Annotated in this window: 15 protein-coding genes; 5 read left to right on the top strand and 10 right to left on the bottom strand. The window is 71.3% G+C overall.

The genetic code is table 11. The annotated features are described in order from the left end of the window. Nucleotides 1-49 precede the first annotated feature (49 nt). Nucleotides 50-1,453 carry a KamA family radical SAM protein gene (locus Vse01_RS01740; protein ID WP_093402356.1) on the top strand — a complete coding sequence of 468 codons (1,404 nt, stop codon included), beginning with the start codon at nucleotides 50-52 and terminating at the stop codon, nucleotides 1,451-1,453. A gap of 103 nt (nucleotides 1,454-1,556) precedes the next feature. On the opposite strand, the gene Vse01_RS01735 is transcribed toward Vse01_RS01740, so the two are convergent. Beyond that, nucleotides 1,557-1,751, bottom strand: a complete 195-nt coding sequence (locus Vse01_RS01735; protein WP_093402355.1) for a CsbD family protein — start codon at nucleotides 1,749-1,751, stop codon at nucleotides 1,557-1,559. Nucleotides 1,752-2,118: 367 nt separating this feature from the next. Here Vse01_RS01735 and Vse01_RS01730 point away from each other — a divergent pair, with 367 nt between their 5' ends. Next, nucleotides 2,119-2,730 (top strand): histidine phosphatase family protein, encoded by a 612-nt coding sequence (locus Vse01_RS01730; protein WP_093402354.1) that lies wholly within the window; start codon nucleotides 2,119-2,121, stop codon nucleotides 2,728-2,730. Nucleotides 2,731-2,838: 108 nt separating this feature from the next. On the opposite strand, the gene Vse01_RS01725 is transcribed toward Vse01_RS01730, so the two are convergent. The 5 genes from Vse01_RS01725 to Vse01_RS01705 all read right to left on the bottom strand — a co-directional run bounded on the left by Vse01_RS01725 (nucleotide 2,839) and on the right by Vse01_RS01705 (nucleotide 9,046). Next, the gene (locus Vse01_RS01725) at nucleotides 2,839-4,494 is read right to left on the bottom strand and encodes a CDP-glycerol glycerophosphotransferase family protein (RefSeq protein WP_232511098.1); all 1,656 of its coding nucleotides are present in this window, start codon (nucleotides 4,492-4,494) and stop codon (nucleotides 2,839-2,841) included. A 38-nt stretch (nucleotides 4,495-4,532) separates the two neighbouring features. Next, on the bottom strand, nucleotides 4,533-5,987 hold the full coding sequence (locus Vse01_RS01720) for a polysaccharide pyruvyl transferase family protein (protein ID WP_093402353.1): 1,455 nt from the start codon (nucleotides 5,985-5,987) through the stop codon (nucleotides 4,533-4,535). Between the two features lie 208 nt (nucleotides 5,988-6,195). Beyond that, a complete protein-coding gene (locus Vse01_RS01715) occupies nucleotides 6,196-6,705 on the bottom strand; it encodes an Lrp/AsnC family transcriptional regulator (protein WP_232511097.1) in 510 nt (169 codons plus the stop codon). A gap of 86 nt (nucleotides 6,706-6,791) precedes the next feature. Next, entirely contained in the window at nucleotides 6,792-7,934 is a 1,143-nt protein-coding gene (locus Vse01_RS01710; protein WP_093402352.1) for an acyl-CoA dehydrogenase family protein, read from the bottom strand. Continuing rightward, on the bottom strand, nucleotides 7,931-9,046 hold the full coding sequence (locus tag Vse01_RS01705) for a M24 family metallopeptidase (protein WP_093402351.1): 1,116 nt from the start codon (nucleotides 9,044-9,046) through the stop codon (nucleotides 7,931-7,933). Before Vse01_RS01705 ends, Vse01_RS01710 begins: the two co-directional genes overlap by 4 nt. A 175-nt stretch (nucleotides 9,047-9,221) precedes the next feature. On the opposite strand from Vse01_RS01705, the gene Vse01_RS01700 reads away from it, so the two are divergent. Then, nucleotides 9,222-9,446, top strand: a complete 225-nt coding sequence (locus tag Vse01_RS01700; RefSeq protein WP_093402350.1) for a hypothetical protein — start codon at nucleotides 9,222-9,224, stop codon at nucleotides 9,444-9,446. A 13-nt stretch (nucleotides 9,447-9,459) separates the two neighbouring features. On the opposite strand, the gene Vse01_RS01695 is transcribed toward Vse01_RS01700, so the two are convergent. Beyond that, nucleotides 9,460-9,840, bottom strand: coding sequence for a VOC family protein (locus Vse01_RS01695; RefSeq protein WP_093402349.1), 381 nt, complete (start codon nucleotides 9,838-9,840; stop codon nucleotides 9,460-9,462). A gap of 107 nt (nucleotides 9,841-9,947) precedes the next feature. Between Vse01_RS01695 and Vse01_RS01690 the strand changes: the two genes are divergently transcribed. Further along, nucleotides 9,948-10,856, top strand: coding sequence for a 5'-3' exonuclease (locus Vse01_RS01690; protein WP_170863342.1), 909 nt, complete (start codon nucleotides 9,948-9,950; stop codon nucleotides 10,854-10,856). Between the two features lie 60 nt (nucleotides 10,857-10,916). Here Vse01_RS01690 and Vse01_RS01685 read toward each other — a convergent pair whose 3' ends face one another. The 3 genes from Vse01_RS01685 to Vse01_RS01675 all read right to left on the bottom strand — a co-directional run bounded on the left by Vse01_RS01685 (nucleotide 10,917) and on the right by Vse01_RS01675 (nucleotide 14,115). After that, nucleotides 10,917-11,714: a sugar phosphate isomerase/epimerase family protein gene (locus Vse01_RS01685; RefSeq protein WP_093402487.1), complete on the bottom strand. Its 798-nt coding sequence runs from the start codon at nucleotides 11,712-11,714 to the stop codon at nucleotides 10,917-10,919. Nucleotides 11,715-11,791: 77 nt separating this feature from the next. After that, nucleotides 11,792-12,967, bottom strand: a complete 1,176-nt coding sequence (locus Vse01_RS01680; RefSeq protein WP_373870612.1) for a dihydrodipicolinate synthase family protein — start codon at nucleotides 12,965-12,967, stop codon at nucleotides 11,792-11,794. Beyond that, on the bottom strand, nucleotides 12,964-14,115 hold the full coding sequence (locus Vse01_RS01675; protein ID WP_093402347.1) for a Gfo/Idh/MocA family protein: 1,152 nt from the start codon (nucleotides 14,113-14,115) through the stop codon (nucleotides 12,964-12,966). The genes Vse01_RS01680 and Vse01_RS01675 overlap by 4 nt, the downstream gene beginning before the upstream one ends. A 189-nt stretch (nucleotides 14,116-14,304) precedes the next feature. On the opposite strand from Vse01_RS01675, the gene Vse01_RS01670 reads away from it, so the two are divergent. Then, nucleotides 14,305-15,102, top strand: a complete 798-nt coding sequence (locus Vse01_RS01670) for a class I SAM-dependent methyltransferase (protein ID WP_093402346.1) — start codon at nucleotides 14,305-14,307, stop codon at nucleotides 15,100-15,102. Nucleotides 15,103-15,234: the final 132 nt, after the last annotated feature.

Raw genomic sequence — 15,234 nt, 5'->3', positions numbered from 1 at the left:
CCAGTAGCCTTCGGTGCGCCGATCATCCAGGCAGACCAGAGGAGGGGCCGTGACCCAGACCCGACCGCCGGTGCAGACCATCCCGGCACCCCCGCCGGCCCCCACCACCCTCACCGGCCAGCCCTACGAATACCGCCGCAGCCCACTCGTCGAACCCGACTGGACCCGCTTCCCCGGCTGGCGCGACGTAACCCGCGACCAGTGGGAAAGCGCCCAGTGGCAACGCGTCAACTGCGTCAAGAACATCAAGCAGCTGCGCACAGTGCTCGGCGACACCGTCGACGACACCTTCTACGCCGACCTCGAAGCCGACCAGCGCGCCCTGGCCACCATGTCCATGCTGGTGACCCCACAAATGATCAACACGATGGCGCCGTACGGCCCACCCACCACCGACGCGCTGCTCGCCGACCCCATCCGGCGCTACATGATCCCCGTCGCCTCCGACCGACGCACCGACTGGCCGTCACACCCCTACGCCACCCGCGACTCCCTGCACGAACACGACATGTGGGTCGCCGAGGGCCTCACCCACCGCTACCCCACAAAGGTCCTCGCCGAACTGCTCTCCACCTGCCCGCAGTACTGCGGGCACTGCACCCGCATGGACCTGGTCGGCAACTCCACCCCCACGGTGGACAAGCTCAAGCTCAGCCTGAAACCCGTGGACCGCTACGACGCCCACATCGCCTACCTCCGAGCCCACCCCGGCGTACGCGACGTCGTGGTCTCCGGCGGCGACGTGGCCAACGTGCCCTGGCGCAACCTTGAGTCGTACCTGATGCGCCTACTGGAGATCGAGACCATCCGCGACATCCGGCTCGCCACCAAGGCCCTCATGGGCCTGCCCCAACATTGGCTGCAACCCGACGTCGTCGAGGGCCTGGAACGGGTCGCCCGCACCGCCGCCCGCCGCGGCGTCAACCTCGCCATCCACACCCACGTCAACCACGCCCAGTCGCTCACCCCGCTGGTCGCCCGGGCCGCCCAGACCGCCCTCGACATCGGCGTCCGCGACGTACGCAACCAGGGCGTGCTGATGCGCGGAGTCAACGCGACAAGCACCGACCTGCTCGACCTCTGCTTCGCACTACAGGGCGAGGCGGGCATCCTGCCCTACTACTTCTACATGTGCGACATGATCCCCAACGCCGAGCACTGGCGGGTGCCGGTCTGGCACGCCCAGCAACTCCAGCACGACATCATGGGCTACTTGCCCGGGTACGCCACCCCAAGGATCGTCTGCGACGTGCCCTTCGTCGGAAAACGCTGGGTGCACATGGTCACCGAGTACGACCGGGAACGCGGCATCTCCTACTGGACGAAGAACTACCGCACCTCCATCGAGTCCGCCGACCTGGAGGCGCTGAGCAAGCGCTACGCCTACTACGACCCGATCGACACTCTCCCGGAGGCCGGTCAGCAGTGGTGGCGCGTCCACCGCGACGACTGAACCAGCTCAGCGCCCGGCCGGACGGCGCCTCCTCCGCCAAACCGCGCCACACCGCGAAGTGGGCCGCCGGAATGATCCGGCGGCCCACTTCCGTACCGGGCGATCACTTGTTGAAAGCGTCCTTCGCGTTGCGCCCGGCCTCCTTGACGTTCTCACCGACCTGACGGGCGCGAGCATCGCTCTGCTGGCTGGCGCCCTCGGCCCGCATGCGCTCGTTGTCTGTCATGTCGCCGATCCGCTCCCTGGCGGCACCGCTCAGTTCCTCGACCTTGTTCTTCGCCTTGTCGGTGAAGCTCATGTCGCCTCCCTGCCTGTTCGGCGGTAGAGCGGAGCGGATCGCTCCGCTCTACGTGGTGTCCCCCCGTGCTGCGGCCTGAAACGGTGTCGCCAGCCGTGGTGGGTGGCACAACCGCTAAGACATCCTAGGACACTAGGGGTATTGTTCGGACGCGGTCGGGCAGCTCAGCGAGCCGCGCGGCGGAGCGGTGAGGAACGCCAAGCAGCCCAGCAACCACCGAGCGACGCGCCACGGCCCCGGACCCGGGCCGATCCCGTCGCCGCCCGGCGACGGGCACGTTGTCCTGGTTGACTGAGGGCATGGGCCAACGAATCCAGACAATCGGCATGACGGGGTCGTGCCATGCCGGGAAGCGACCTGCGACGGCATGAACGACATCCTGCTCATCCGGCACGGCGAGACCACGTGGAGCGCGAGCCGCCGCCACACCTCGTACACCGATCTCAACCTCACGCCCGACGGTGAGCGGCAGGCCCGCGCGCTCGGACCGGTCCTCGCCGGACGGCGGTTCGTCGCGGTGCTGACCAGCCCACGCATCCGGGCGCTGCGCACCGCGCAGCTGGCCGGGCTGGCCGTCACCGGCTCCGACGACGACCTCGCCGAATGGCACTACGGCGACTACGAGGGCCGCACCACCGCCGAAATCCAGGACGAACGGCCCGGGTGGAGCGTCTGGACCGACGGATGCCCGGGCGGCGAGTCGCCCAGCGAGGTGGGCGAACGCCTGGACCGGCTGCTCGCCAGGCTGCATCCCCTGCTCGACCGGGGCCCCGTCGCGTTGGTCGGACACGCGCACGCGCTGCGGGTGCTGGGCGCCCGCTGGGTCGGCCTGCCGCCGTCCGCAGGCGGGCTGCTCCGCCTGGACACCGCCACCCTCAGCCTGCTCGGACACGAACACGGCCGGCGGGTGATCCTCCGCTGGAACCAACCCGTCGCCCAGCCCACCGTGCCGGCCACCGGGTCAGCCGGTCGGCACTGACCCGTCGGAGAGCACAGCTCCGGCAGCAGGCCGGCTCGATGCCCGAACAACACCGGCTCCGGCCGGCGCGAGGCCGGGCCGGAGCCGGTACGAGAACCGCTGTCGAACTCAGAGGTAGCGGGACGCCTCGTCCAGGAAATGCTGGGCGTAGCGCTCCGGCGGAATGTCGCCGAGGTAGTACTTCTTGATGTCCTGTCGGGTGGAGGCCAGCGGATCGGCGCCGAGGAAGTCGTCGAGGATCGCGTCGAGCCCCTTGACCCGGCCGCCGTGGGCGTCGATGACGTAGCTGGCCCGCCCCAGCGGGAACTCGTCGGTGAACGTGTCCGCCGGCGTCGAGACGGCCACCATCGCGAAGGGCTTCTCCGAGTACAGGTAGTCGGCCACCACACTCGACACGTCCGACACCATCGCGTCCGACGCGTTGAAGCAGTCCATCACCGACATCTTCACCTCGGCCTGCTTGCCGAAGACATGCGGCCGCCCGTTGGCCTTGCGGTCCTCGGCCAGAAGCGCCTGGATCCGCTCACACTCACGGCCCAGCGCCGGATTCCGGTTGCTGTACGGGTGTGGCCGGAAGACGATGCTGCAACCGCGCTCGACCAGCGCCTTGACGATGTCGTAGCCGACGTGCAGTGACGAGTAGTTGGAGTCGGCGTAGAAACCCGCCCAGGTCGGCGCGTAGAGCACCCGGGGGTTGGCGATCGAGGCGATCGGCTTGGCCGCCACCGCCACGTTCTCCACCTGGGGTCGCCCGACGACGCTGAACATCTCGATCGGCATCTTCACGCCGTTGGCCGCGAAGCGGTCGATCGCGGCCTGGCCGGCGACGAAGTTCTTGTCGTACATCCGGAAGACCGGGTTGTGACTCGGCACCTTGTCGCTGTCGCCGTGGTTGAGCTGGATGTGCGTCAGATTCGTGTACCGCAGGAGGTGGTTGTTCTTCGTCGCGGTGTTCACGTAGAAGGCGGCCCGCATGGACGGGGTGACCACACTGTCCATGTCCTCCAGGGCGGTGCGCAGCACCACCGGGGCCTTGGTCAGCGCCGCCACCTCGTTGAAGTTGGCCTCGCCGCGCACCAGCACGAAGAACTTGCGACCGAGACGCTCCAGGTAGGGCAGCCACATCGCGACCTGGTACGCGGTGCCGGCCGGTGCGGTCCAGTGCACCACGAACGCCGGTTCGTAGGCGGTGAGCGCCTTGCTGAGGTTCCGCTCACTGGTCCGCCGCGCCCGCACCCGGCCCAGCCCCTGCCACAAGGTGAACAGCGACAGGCCGAGCGCGGCCGCCGACACCGCCGCGGCGATCAACCCGAGGTTGCCGATGAAGGCGCAGACGAGCACCACCAGCACCGCGGCACCGTTGACCAGCACTGCGCGGCTCGTGTTCGGACGCCGATAGGGCCGCGCGCCGATTCCCGGCAGATTGGCCGTCACCGGGTACGCGGCACGGGAGATGAACCCCATCGGTGTCTCGCTGAGCACCGCCAATCCGGCCAGGGCCACGCCGACGGCGAGCGCGAGATCGACGCCGCCGTGCACCGCGCCGAGCAGGTACGCGCTGGCCAGCAGCAGGACGCGCGGCACGGCGGCCTTCGAGGTGGACGCCGCTCCTTCGCGCCACGTCCAGGCCAGCAGACCGACTGCCAGCACGGCCGGCGGCAACGCCCAGAGCCGGGAACCGCCCACCGCCGCCAGCAGCAGCGCGGCGAGCGCCGACACGTCGATCGCCGTGGAGGTGATGCGCCCCCCCGTCTTCGACGCCACCCATGCCCCCAGTCGGGACGTGTTCGGAGCCGCAGTCGTCACCGACGGCCCCCCGTGGACAACGGGTTGATCCGCAGCACCCGCCCCATCCGACCCCGCCAGCTCGCCAGCGACTCCTGCTGCACCCTGAGTTCCTTCTCCAACTCGGTTACCCGCTCCTCAAGCGTCCTCTGTCCGCGCGGTTCGCGGAACGGTGGTTCGAATTCGTAGGCGCGGCGCTCCAGGTCGCCCTCGTGCCCCTGCCGTAGCCAACGCAGCCGGGACATCACCTGACGCCGCCCGACCACGTCCGAGGCCATCAGCGTGTGCACCGGGCCGGGGAACGGGGCAGCGGCGAGCGCCTCGTCGTAGGCCGGGTTCGCCTTGCCCGGCTGGAACACGTGCTCAAGGTCGTTGTGCTCGAGGAACCGCACGTAGGTCTCGAAGGTCTCGGCCTGACGCGGACCGAAGGCGTCGAAATCCGCTTCCTCGTAGAGCCGCTGCGCGTCGACATCCGGCGGCAGCTCCGAGTAGAGGCGGTACGGGATGCCGTGGTACTCGGAGAGTTCGACGGTGCGGGAGTCGTGCGCCAACACCACCGACGGCGTGCCCGCCAGCACGCCCGCGACGTTGCCGTGGATGCGCGTGCCAAAGGCGAAGTGCTGCTCGGCCATGAAGTCGACCCAGGTCGAGGCATCGACGAAGAACCGCATCCGGTCGTTCTCGTACAGCGGATGCTCGGTGTGGATGGGCATCCGCTTGTTGGGGACCTTGGCCGGGTTCTCGCCCCACAACATGAGCGCCAGCCGGTGATGCTGCTGCGGCACGATGACGCTGTTGGGGTACCGGTCGGTGTTCGCCTCGACCAGTCGGTCGACGCCCTTGACCTTCGGCGTGTACGAGATGGCGATCGGGCTGTCGTAGGCCAGCCGGTCCACCTTGCGTACCAACGGTCCCAGCGGCCCGTTGCCGAACATGGACGGGCAGCCGATCACCCGCACGTGCTCGTCGCCGAAGCCGAGATACTTCAGCATGCGTGCCGTGTACTCACCGCGCACACCGATGGAGGCCGACCGGTTGAGAACGGCCCGGGTGAACCGCGTGACGATCTTCTTGTAGTTGTCGGGGAGCGAGTCGAACTCGGTGCCGTACGGCAGCTGCGCGCCGATGCCGACCACCGTGACCGGGATCTTCAACCGCTCGATGACCTTGGCGAGACGCTCCAGGTGCGGCAGGAAGGTGTCCCGGTAGGAGTTCGCCATCGGCAGGACGAACCGGTCGAACTCTTCGTTGGTCCGGTTGATGTAGGTGCCCAGGTGTACCGGACGCTCATGCACGTAGGAGTTGGCGACCACCTCGGCGCCGGGCACGCTCAGCACCCGGAACACCGCGCTGTAGAACAGCATGTTCCCAGAGTTTGACCCGAAGACACCCAACCGAGAGGTGGACAGGCTTTGCTCGTGGGACAGCACGGTCAACGGGCTCTTGCCGGCACGGATGAGAATGCGTGTCATGAGCGGACTCCGGCCGCCGGCTGGCTGGAACGCGATCGCATCGATCGGTACATCTCATCCTCCCCTTCGAGACACGCGAGGCGACCCGGACACCGGGCGGCACCAACCGCTCCGGCGTCCCGGTCATGATCCGGGTCTCACCTTCCGCCGAACCAGGGATGGATCCTAGCCCCGTCTCCTGGTTTGCAGCGGCACCGGGTGTTCCGGGTCAGTCCGCCTGTGCGCCAGCTGCGGCGGGCGGTACGCCCCGGGTGCGATGGTGCGCCGCCGGGTCGAGGGTGATCTTGGGCGGTCGGTGCTCGTACGGGGTGGACAGCACCACTGTCGTCCGGGTGGTGACGTTGGCCGCCGTCCTGATCTCCTGGAGCACCCGCTCCAGGTCGACCGGCCCGGCCACCCGGACCAGCAGCAGGTAGAAGTCCTCCCCCGCCACCGAGTAGCACGAGTCGATCTCCGGCAGGTGAGCCAGCCGTTCCGGCGCGTCGTCCGGCTGGGACGGATCGAACGGCCGGATCGCCACGAACGCCGTCAGGGGCAGGTCCAGCGCCTCGAAGGAGACCCGCGCGGCGTAGCCCTTGATCACCCCACGCTGCTCCAGCCGACGCACCCGCTGATGCACCGCCGAGACGGACAGGCCGACCTTCTCCGCCAAGTCCGTGTACGACAGTCGGCCGTCCGCGGTCAGCGCCACCACGATGGCGCGGTCGATCTCCTCCACGGCGTGCAACCTACCGGGTACGACAGGTCGACGCGACTGACAAAGCCGCCCGCCGTCGCGTTCGGCGGGCGGATGGTCGCGTTCGGTCAGCCCTTCGCCAGCGCGCGGGAGATCACCAGCCGCTGGATCTGGTTGGTCCCCTCCACGATCTGCAGCACCTTCGCCTCCCGCAGGTACCGCTCGACCGGGTGGTCGGCGACGTATCCCGCGCCGCCGAGCACCTGCACCGCGTCGATTGTCACCCGCATCGCCACATCCGTGGCGAACAGCTTCGCCTTGGCCGCCTCGATCGAGTACGGCCGCCCGGCGTCGCGTAGCCGGGCCGCGGCCAGCGTCAACGCCCGCGCGGCGGAGATCTGGGTGGCGAGGTCGGCCAGGGTGAACCCGAGCCCCTGGAAGTCGATGACCGACCGGCCGAACTGCTCGCGTTGCCGGGCGTAGTCCACCGCGTAGTCAAGCGCCGCCTGGGCCAGCCCGACCGCGCAGGCCGCGATGCCCAACCGACCGGAGTCCAGGGCCGACATGGCGATGGTGAAACCCGCCCCGTCGCCGCCGATCAGCCGGTCGGCCGGCACCCGGGCCTCGTCGAAGACGAGCTGCGCCACCGGAGAGGAGCGCAGCCCCATGGTGCGCTCCGCGGCCTGCGGGTGGATACCCGGCGTGGCCCGGTCGGCGAGCAGGCAGGAGACGCCCTTCGGACCGGGGCCGCCGGTACGGCAGAAGATGTTGTAGAAGTCGGCCACCTGCGCGTGGGTGATCCACGCCTTGGTGCCGGTGACGACATAGCCGTCGCCGTCGCGCACCGCCCTGGTGGTCAGCGCCGCGGCGTCCGACCCGCCCTGCGGCTCCGACAGGCAGTACGCCCCGAGCAACTCGCCGCCGATCATGTCAGGCAGCAGCTTGCGCTGTTCCGCGCTGCCGAACGCGGCGACCGGGTAACAGGACAGGGTGTGCACGCTGACCGCCTCGGCCACGGCCAGCCAGCGGCCGGCCAGGATCTCCAGCACCTGCAGGTAGACCTCGTACGGCTGGGCGGCGCCGCCGCACTCCTCCGGGTACGGCAGGCCGAGCAGTCCCGCCCGGCCCAGCGTGCGCAGCACCTCCCGGGGAAACTCGGCCCGCTGCTCGTACTCGGTCACCTTCGGCGCGAGTTCCCGATCGGCCAGCTCGGTGGTCAGCTCCAGCAGGTCGCGAGCCTCGTCGGTGGGCAGGATCCGGTCGACAGTCATAGCGCGATGAGCTCCGTGGGGGTGGTGTTGAGCCGTCGTACGCCGTCCGTCGTGCAGACGACGATGTCCTCGATCCGGGCGCCGTGCCGCCCGGCCAGGTAGATGCCCGGTTCGACGGAGAAGGCCATTCCCGCCGCCAGCGGGCGGTCGTTGCCGGCCACCACGTACGGCTCCTCGTGGCCGTCCAGGCCGATGCCGTGTCCGGTGCGGTGCAGGAAGGCGTCGCCGTAGCCCGCCGCGGTGATCGGTTCGCGGGCGGCGGCGTCGACCGCGGCGGCGCTCACCCCGGGGCGGACCGCCGCGACGGCGGCGCGCTGCGCCTCGTGCAGCACCGCGTAGTAGTCCACGAACTCGGCAGGTGGTGGCCCACCTGGACAGTAGGTGCGGGTGCAGTCGGAGCGGTAACCCGAGGCCATGGTGCCGCCGATGTCCACCACGACCGGCTCACCCGCGCCGATGGGCCGGTCGGAGGTGCCGTGATGCGGGCTGGCGCCGTTCGGTCCGGCGGCCACGATGACGAAGTCGACAGTGACATGGCCTTCCGCCCTGATCGCGGCGGCGATGTCGGTGGCCACCTCCACCTCGGTCCGCCCTGGTCGCAGCCACTCCCCCATTCGGGCGTGCACCGCGTCGATCGCCGCGCCGGCCTCGGCGAGCGCCTCCACCTCGGCGGCCGACTTGTGGATGCGCAGCTCCCGCAGGACGGTCGAGGCGAGCCGCTGCCGGGCGTCGGGGAGCACCGCACGCAGCGCCAGCACCTGCTCGGCCCACATCCGGTCGGCCAGGCCGACCGCGCCGACCGGCCCGCCGAGAGCGGCGGTCACCAGTGGGTACGGGTCCGTGCCGTCCGGGTGGTCGACGAGGCGTACCCCGGTGGCCGGCGCCGGGGAGGCCTCGGCCGCCGGCCGCTCCAGGGTCGGCACGATGAGCGTCGGCTCGCCCTCGGCGGGCAGCACCAGCAGGGTCAGCCGCTCACCGGCGTGCGCGTCGTAGCCGGTCAGGTAGCGCAGGTCGGATCCGGGGCTGAGCAACAGCGCGTCCAACCCGGCGGCGGCGACGGCGCGCTGCGCCGTGGTCAACCGCTGCGGCGGATACAACTCCTCGAACCCCACACCGCTAGCTTAACGGTCGTTTGGGCCGGTCGGCGCGGACGGTGCCGGACCGCGCCGACACACCGGTCAGGAATCGAGAAGCACCGACCACCGGGACGTCACTAGCTTGACCAGGGTAGATCCCCGGCCGGGCAGCCGCTCGGGCCGGTGCGGAGAGTCAACCGGGAGGTTCGTGATGAGTGGGAGCAACTGGATCCGGCAGACCCATCGGTGGCTGGCGATCGTGTTCACGGTGACCGTCATCGTCACCTTCGTCGCGCTCGCGCAGGAGAATCCGGTCGAGTGGATCGCGTACCTGCCGCTGCTGCCGCTGGCGCTGCTGATGATCACCGGCCTGTACCTGTTCGTGCTGCCGTACGTCGCCAAGCGCCGCCGGCAGGCCACGGCCGGCGGAAGCTGAGGGCACCGCGGGGTCAGTCCGTCAGCCAGAGGCAGAACGGGTGGCCGTCCGGGTCCAGGCAGACCCGGACGTCCTCCTGGGGCTGAGCAGCGGCGAGCGTCGCCCCGCAGGCCAGCGCGTGCTCCAGCGCCGCCGGCAGGTCCTGCACCCCGATCTCCAGGTGCATCATCATCTGCTGCCGGCCGGGCTGCGCCGGCCAACTCGGCCGCACGTACGCGCGTTCCCGCTGGAAGGACAGCCCGACCCCACCGTCGGCGGCACGCAGGATCACGTCGTCGGCCTCCTCGACCGCGATGTCCCAGCCGAGCAGGCGCGCGTAGAAGCGGGCCAGGGCCGCCGGGTCGGGCGTGTCGAGGTTGACCGTGGTCAGCGTCAGCCGGGTCGGTACGGTCATCGGCTCCTCCTTCGTCGCTGCACCGGCTCGCACCGTCGACCTGCCGTGCGCCGTGAAAGTCGGTGCGGTGTGCCAGGCTGTCGGACGTGACAGCGCAGACCCCGATCATGCTCATCGACGCGCCCAGTCTCTACTTCCGGGCGTACTTCGGCATTCCCGAGTCCGCCGCGAGGACGGCCGACGGCCAGCCGGTCAACGCGGTACGCGGGTTCCTCGACATGCTCGCCCAACTGGTGCGCACCCGGCGGCCGGGGCGGATGGTGTGCGCGATGGACCACGACTGGCGGCCCGAATGGCGGGTCGCGCTGCTGCCGTCGTACAAGGCGCACCGGGTGGCGCCCGAGGGCGGCGAGGTGGTGCCGGACACCCTCTCCCCGCAGGTACCGATGATCCTGGAGGTGCTCGACGCGCTGGGTGTGACAGTGGTCGGCGCGACCGGCTACGAGGCCGACGACGTGCTCGGCACCCTCTCGGTCACCCAGCCCGGGCCGGTCGAGGTGGTCTCCGGCGACCGGGACCTGTTCCAACTGATCGACGACGCCCGGGGCGTACGACTGCTCTACGTCGGGCGGGGGGTGGCCAAGCTGGAGGACTGCGACGACGCCGCCGTGCGGGCCCGCTACGGCGTGCCGGCCGACAGGTACGCCGAGTTCGCCGCGCTACGCGGCGACCCGTCCGACGGGTTGCCCGGGGTGGCCGGTGTCGGTGAGAAGACCGCCGCCCGGCTTGTCGACAGGTACGGCGACATCGCCGGCATCCTCGCCGCCCTGGACGACCCGGCCGCCGGCTTCGCGCCCGGGTTGCGCACCAAGCTCGACGCGGCCCGGGACTACCTGGCCGTGGCGCCGAAGGTCGTCAAGGTCGCCTTGGACGTGCCGCTGCCGCCGCTGGCCACCGAGCTGCCGGTGTCGCCGGCCGACCCGGAACGGCTGCTCGACCTGGCCGAGCGGTGGAACCTCGCCGGCTCCACCCGACGCCTGGTCGACGCGCTCGCCACCCGCACCACGACGAGCTGACCCGCCTCCAGGCCGGCCCGGGCGACCATCCGGCCTGGGGGCGACCGGTTGCGCCGCCGTTCAGACGACCTCGCGCAGGTAGCCGTCGATGGCGGCGGCCAGGATCTGCTCGCCGGGGCGTGCCCAGACCTCGGCGTTGAAGACCTCCACCTCGATCGGGCCGGCGTAGCCGGCCGCGTCGACCGCCTCGCGCAGCCGGCGCAACTCGATGCAGCCGTCGCCGGGCAGCGCCCGGCCGAGCAGCACCCCCTCCGGCAGCGGGGTGATCCAGTCGCAGACCTGGAACGCGGCGATCCACTCCCCCGCGCGGGCGATCTGGTCGTGGACGGTGTCGTCCCACCACACGTGGTACGCGTCCACCACCACACCGACCACGCCCGGGTCGAACCGCTCGGCGATGTCCAGCGCCTGACCGAGGGTGGAGATCACGCACCGGTCGGCAGCGAACATCGGGTGCAGCGGTTCGATGGCCAGGGTCACCCCGGCGGCGTCGGCGTGCGGGGCGAGTTCGGCGATCGCGTCGGCGACCCGGGCGCGGGCGCCGTCGATGTCCCGGCTGCCGGCGGGCAGGCCGCCGGAGACCAGGACCAGCACCGGTGCGCCGAGCGTGGCCGCCTCGTCGATGGCGCGCAGGTTCTGCTCCCGCCAGTCGTCGGCGGTGAAGAACCCGCCCCGGCACAGGGTGGTGACCGCCAGCCCGGCGTCGCGGACCAGTTTCGCGGCGCGGCCGAGACCGTACTCGGCGACCGGTTCCCGCCACAGGCCGACGCCCGGCACGCCGGCGGCGACACAACCGGCGACCACGTCCGGCAGCGGCCAGTGCTGGGCGGTCGCCTGGTTGAACGAGAACCGGCGCAGGGCCGCCCGGCTCGCCGGCCCGGCCCCGTGAGCCCGCCCAGCCGCGTGAGCCCGCCCAGCCGCGTGAGCAGGCCCGGTCACTGGGGCACCCCGGCCACGGTGAAGAAGGCCCGGGCGCGGACGGCAGCCAGCTCGGCGTCGGGCAGCAGCCCGGCGGCGTCGGCGAGGCTGAGCAGGGTGCCCAGGTGCTCCGGTGAACGGCCGGACTGCAATCCGCCGACCATTGTGAAGTGCTCCTGATGCCCGGCCAGCCAGGCGAGGAAGACGATGCCGGTCTTGTAGTACCAGGTGGGTGCGGCGAACAGGTGCCGGGCCAGTGGCACGGTAGGAGCGAAGATCTCGTCGTACCGGGTCAGGTCACCGCGGTCGAGGGCGGCGAACGCGGCCGACGCGGCCGGCGCGATGGCGGCGAAGACCCCCAACAGCGCATCGGAGTGGCCGACGTCGTCACCCCGGATCAGTTCCGGGTAGTGGAAGTCGTCGCCGGTGTAGAGGCGTACGCCCGCTGGCAGCCGGCGGCGCAACGCCACCTCACGCCCGGCGTCGAGCAGCGACACCTTGATGCCGTCCACCCGGGACGCGTGGGCCTTGAGCAGCTCGACGACGGTGTCGGCGGCCAGGTCCAGGTCGGCGGTGCCCCAGTAACCGGACAGCGCCGGGTCGAACATCGGACCGAGCCAGTGCAGCACCACCGGCCCGTCGGCGGCGTGCAGCAGTTCGTCGTACACCCGCAGGTAGTCCTCGGGGCCGCGGGCGGCGGCGGCCAGGTGCCGGCTGCACATCAGCACCGGCACCGCCCCGGCGGCCTGCACGTCGTCGAGCTGCGCCCGGTAGGCGGCGGTGACCTCGGCGAGCGTCGCCGGGCCGGGCGGCAACTGGTCGGTGGTGGCTCCGGCAACGATCCGCCCACCGACGGACCGGGCCTCCGCCGCGCTGCGGCGGATCAGCTCCCGGGTGGCCGGGTAGTCCAGACCCATGCCGCGCTGCGCGGTGTCCATCGCCTCGGCCACCCCCAGGCCGTAGGACCACAGGTGCCGACGGAAGGCGAGGGTGCGGTCCCAGTCCAGGACCGCCGGGGCGCCCGGGGTGTTGTCGGCGGCCGGGTCGGCCACCACGTGCGCGGCGGCGTACGCGACGCGGGTGCGCGGCGGGCCGTCGGGGCGGGGATGCCCGCTGCCGCCGGACAGCCGGATCCGCCGGCCGCCGGGCAGGGTCACCTCGGCGCTACCGAGCCTGCTGGTTCGCTCGCTCACAGGGCCAGCTCCGGCACCTCGACGCGGCGTCCCTCACGGGCCGACAGCAGGCCCAGCTCGGCCAACTGCACGCCACGGGCGCCGGCCAGGAAGTCCCACGGGAACGGTTCGCCGGTGGCGACGTGCCGCAGGAACGCCTCCCACTGCACCTTGAAGCCGTTGTCGAAGTCCTCGTTGTCCGGCACCTCCGTCCACTGCGAACGGAAGTCCTCGGTGGCGGGCAGGTCAGGGTTCCAGACCGGCTTCGGGGTGACCGCCCGGTGCTGCACCCGGCAGCGCCGCAGCCCGGCCACCGCGCTGCCCTCGGTGCCGTCGACCTGGAACTCGACAAGCTCGTCGCGGTGCACCCGGACGCACCAGGACGAGTTGAGCTGGGCGATGACGCCGCCCGCCAGCTCGAAGGTGCCGTAGGCGGCGTCGTCGGCGGTGGCCTCGTAGGGCCGCCCGGCCTCGTCGACCCGCCGGGGAATGTGCGTGGCGATGGTGGCCGAGACGCTGCGTACCTCACCGAACAGCTCCGCGAGCACGTAGTGCCAGTGCGGGAACATGTCCACCACGATGCCGCCACCGTCGGCGGCCCGGTAGTTCCACGACGGGCGCTGTGCGGGCTGCCAGTCGCCCTCGAACACCCAGTAGCCGAACTCGCCGCGTACCGACAGCACCTGGCCGAAGAAGCCGCCGTCGAGCAGTCGCTTGAGCTTGCGCAGCCCCGGCAGGAAGAGTTTGTCCTGCACCACGCCGGTGCGTACGCCGGCTGCCCGGGCGGCACGCGCCAGGTCCAGGGCGGCGGCGGTGTCCTCGGCGAGGGGCTTCTCGGTGTAGATGTGCTTGCCGGCCTCGATGGCCTGTCGGATGGCCTTCTCCCGCTGCTGGGTCACCTGCGCGTCGAAGTAGATCTGGATGTCGTCGCGGGCCAGGGCGGCGCTCAGGTCGGTGGTCCAGTCGTCCAGGCCGTGCCGTTCGGCGATCTCGCGCAGCTTGGCCTCGCTGCGGCCGACGAGGACGAGATGCGGCCAGACGGTGGTGCCGTCGGCCAGCGGCACACCACCGGCGGAACGGATGGCCAGCAGGGAGCGCACCAGATGCTGCCGGTATCCCATCCGGCCGGTGACGCCGTTCACGATGATGCCGATCGACCTGCGGGTCATGAGGGTCCTTCCGTCGTAGGCGCTCGCACCGATCAGGTAAGCGCTTTCCTGCACAGGTTAGGCGGTGCCGCGACGGCCAGGCAAGGGCTTGCCCGACCGCGGTACTTTCGGCCGTCGCAGCCGTCGCCGGGGACGGCGGCAGGAACAAACCGCTGGCCATCTCGCCGCCCCAACGAGGATCATCACTGGATGGCTGACCAATCAGACGAGATCGTCGCGTACTACACGGACCGCCACCGCGAGGATCTGCGGCTCGCCGCGCGGCCACAGGCCCGGCTGGAGCGGACCCGGACGTTGGAACTGCTGCGCGCGTACCTGCCGACGCCGCCCGCCCGGATCCTGGACGTCGGCGGAGGGCCCGGTGCGTACGCCCGGGCCCTCGTCGCCCTCGGCTACCGGGTACGCCTGCTCGACCTGGTGCCGGCGCACGTCGAACAGGCCCGCGCCGGCAGTCCCGCGATCGACTCGGATGTCGCCGACGCCCGCGCGCTACCCGAGGAGGACGACAGCTACGACGCCACCCTGCTGCTGGGGCCGCTGTATCACCTGCCGCGGCGCGCCGACCGGTGTCGGGCTCTGGCCGAGGCGCTCCGCGTCACGCGACCCGGCGGACGCGTCCTCGCCGCCGCGATCTCGCGGTTCGCCGGGCCGCTCGACTTCGCCGCCACCGGGCGACTCGACGACCGGACGGTCGAGGAAGCCGAGGTGCTGCTCACCGACGGCCGGAACGACGCGCGTCTGGGTTTCACCCACGCCTACTTCCACCGGGTCGAGGAACTCCTCGACGAATGCCGTACCGCCGGGTTTGTCGAGCTGGCCGTCGACGGCGTCGAGGGACCGGCCTGGATCGCCGCCGAAGCGGCCGCGCACGGGCCGACGGCGGAGGCCGTGTACGCCGCCGCCCTGCGGCTCGCCCACGTCTTCCGAGGGGAGCCGGCCCTGGTCGCGGCGAGCGCCCATCTCCTCGCCCGGGGCACGGTTCCCTGACCGCGCGGCGGAGACCGGACGGACCGCCCGGACCCGCGGCCTTGACCTGCGCGAACCACGCCCCGGAAAAGGCCCCGCGCTGCGGTACGGTGTCGCTGGTCGCCGCGACAGCGCCGGCGCGACGCGTGAGGG

Source organism: Micromonospora sediminimaris, assembly GCF_016863575.1.
Lineage (GTDB): Bacteria > Actinomycetota > Actinomycetes > Mycobacteriales > Micromonosporaceae > Micromonospora > Micromonospora sediminimaris.
Note: the sequence above shows the minus strand (reverse complement) of the source record. Positions and strands in the feature narration are given on the sequence as shown.